This is a genomic window from Psychromonas hadalis ATCC BAA-638, from assembly GCF_000420245.1.
GTDB classification, from domain to species: domain Bacteria; phylum Pseudomonadota; class Gammaproteobacteria; order Enterobacterales; family Psychromonadaceae; genus Psychromonas; species Psychromonas hadalis.
On record NZ_ATUO01000268.1, the window covers coordinates 1 to 2,672 of the forward strand.

At 40.2% G+C, this 2,672-nt stretch carries 2 protein-coding genes; both read left to right on the forward strand.

Annotated features, from left to right (window positions below):
• The first annotated feature begins 345 nt into the window (after positions 1–345).
• Complete coding sequence (locus G322_RS21430; RefSeq protein ID WP_245542352.1) at positions 346–636, forward strand: hypothetical protein; 291 nt, start codon at positions 346–348, stop codon at positions 634–636.
• A 15-nt stretch (positions 637–651) separates the two neighbouring features.
• The gene (locus tag G322_RS0118615) at positions 652–2,403 is read left to right on the forward strand and encodes a glycoside hydrolase family 36 protein (protein WP_022943182.1); all 1,752 of its coding nucleotides are present in this window, start codon (positions 652–654) and stop codon (positions 2,401–2,403) included.
• Positions 2,404–2,672 lie beyond the last annotated feature (269 nt).

Below are 2,672 nucleotides of genomic sequence, written 5' to 3' on the forward strand. Positions count from 1 at the left end.
GTTAAATGCTGGCATTTAATCAATGTCGATAGAGGATTAACGTCTTTTTGTTAATCTCTCGAAAGACAACGAAGATGCTTGCCTCAAAGCTTGCCCTTCGGGTCGTCAGCTCGCCTTTTGTGCAACTATGGTAATTCGGCGTTGCAGTATTCGATAAGGGCTAGCCATTAAAGAATGAAAATCTTTTATTTCATTCTACCGAGAGAGGATTAATGTCTTTTTATTAATCTCTCGTAAGGTCATCATACTGCGCCTTGTCTTAGTGTCCGAGCTGACGACTGAATAAAGCACTTTGATTGGTAACGGGTATAGTCATTATATTTGTGAAAAAGTAAGGGGTGTAAAATGTCTATCGAAGCTGCAATTACCTTTTTATTGCTATATTTATTTTTGCAATTACCCCAGGTCCGGGCATTTTTGCCAACGTTTATTGATTTGACCGTTTTGAAAGCCCAAGACATTGCATTGGCCGCAGTACTTTCATCGATTACGCTGATATCAGGACTAATGCTGATTGCTTTTTGGGCAAGCCGAATGGCAAACCTGCTAAAAACACCAAAGGTCCATAAACGATTAAACCAGAGTGCGGGTAGCATTATGATAGCTGCTGGCTCTTATCTCGCGCTAAGTAGATAGGGAATAAAATAAGTCATGGCAATACAAACGGTTGTAACTTTTCCTTGTGGTATTTCGGCAAACCTTAGCGTCGATCAAATTTGCTATGAATTAAAAGGGCAGGAGCTAGTAAGCTACTTTTTAAGTGCGCAAAGTCCTTCGTTTCATTCACAACAAGTTAGCTTTGCTGAGTTTGATTTTCCTATTCATGGCGATGCGATGGTTGTGGGGGATGGTTTACAAATGCTCGCTCAAACGGTGGGCACGTTAAATAACCCCATTGATCTTGGACGTTGTGCCGATAACAATGATAGCTATCGGGTTTATGCTACTCAGGACGCAAAGCGCTATTATAATTATTTAGTGATTGCTGATAACGATCAATTTACCCTCTTTGGTTTTACCTCATGTTTTTGTTTTTCAGGATATTTTGAATTTACTGACAATAAACTTAACGCTTATATTGATGCAGAAAACAGTACAATTTTGGCGCATGCTCAAGCTAATAACTGTGAATTAGAATCTATCACTGTTTTGCAAGGAGCAGACCTTAATAAATTGTACGATGATTTTGCACAGTTGATTCGTTGCCATCATCAACCTCGCTTAGGTGTAACACAAACAGCACCCATTGGTTGGTGCTCTTGGTATGCCTATTATGCGAGTATCTCAGAAGAAAATATTCATAAGAATGTTGATGTTATGTCTGGTCAACTAGATGAATTGCAATGGGTATTATTAGATGATGGATATCAAGCCTATATGGGGGATTGGTTAGTCCCTTCTGAACATTTTAGTGGTGGCGTAAAAAAAGTCATTGCAGATATAAAAGCCAAAGGAAAAAAGCCTGCTATTTGGATGGCCCCGTTTATAGCACAAGTAGAGTCTGCCGTATTTAAAGAACATCCAGAATGGTTTTTGCGCCACAAAAACGGTGATTTATTGAAAGCAGAAGATATCACCTATGGTGGATGGCGTTGTACACCTTGGTACATTCTTGATTGTAGTCAACCTGAAGTCTGTGCTCATTTAACGCATGTGGTACGTACTATGCGTCAGGAATGGGGCATTGAATTATTTAAACTTGATGCCAATTATTGGGGAATATTAAAAGGTTGTCGTGATGAAAATACCATGACGGGCATACAAGCTTACCGTTTGGGCATGCAAGCAATAGCAAAAGGTGCGGGGGATGCATGGTTATTAGGCTGTAATGCTGCAATGTGGCCCTCTTTAGGTTTAGTTGATGCCATGCGTGTTTCTGATGATGTTGAACGACAAGGGCATCGTTTTGAACAAATTGCCAAAGAAACGTTTCTGCGCAGTTGGCAACATCAGCGCTTGTGGCAAATCGACCCTGATTGCGCCACTTTTATCTCCATAGAAGGGCAAGCGACAAGTGCTGAAAATTACCGTTTTCATCGTGATGTACTGCTTGCTAGTGGTGGCTTGCTATTGTCGGGCGATCCATTATATAAATTAGATGATTTTGCACTTCAGAGCTTATCCGCTTTAATATCAAGGCAAGCAATAACGCAAGACTCAGCTGTGTTTGATGATTTTTCTGTTACTCATGGAAAGCTCCCGCTAGGTGAAATGGGGGAATTACATATTTTATTCAATTATCAAGGTGATACGAGCAAAAAAATAGTGTTAGATGGTCAAGGAAAGGGGGGATGGTATGATTTTTGGACGGGAGAAAAACTGTTATCTGAAGCAGGGAATCGCTGTCAGGTAGCGCTAAAAGAGGGGCTAAATAGTCGAGCACTATTATTTAAAGCGGGTTAAAAAGAAAAATCTGATGAGGTAAGCCATCGGAATGCTAGCATAAAGATTAAGGGGGTAAGATTTGAGTTAATCGCTTTAATTTTTATTTTAGTTCCTTATCTGAGCCGAAACGTGTGAGTTTAAGGGATCAATATAGTAGAAAAGCGATTAGATCAAATATTGACCCCTTTCCCCCAGGGCAAACGGGTTTAAAACAAACAGAATGAGTTTGCTTTCTGGTCAGTTGTTAATTCAAGCATCAAAAGGCAGGACTAAAGTCCCACTTCCGA

Bases quoted from the DNA above. Each gene is read 5' to 3' on its own strand.
- G322_RS21430 (WP_245542352.1), top strand. From the start codon at position 346: ATGTCTATCGAAGCTGCAATTACCTTTTTATTGCTATATTTATTTTTG.
- G322_RS0118615 (WP_022943182.1), top strand. From the start codon at position 652: ATGGCAATACAAACGGTTGTAACTTTTCCTTGTGGTATTTCGGCAAAC.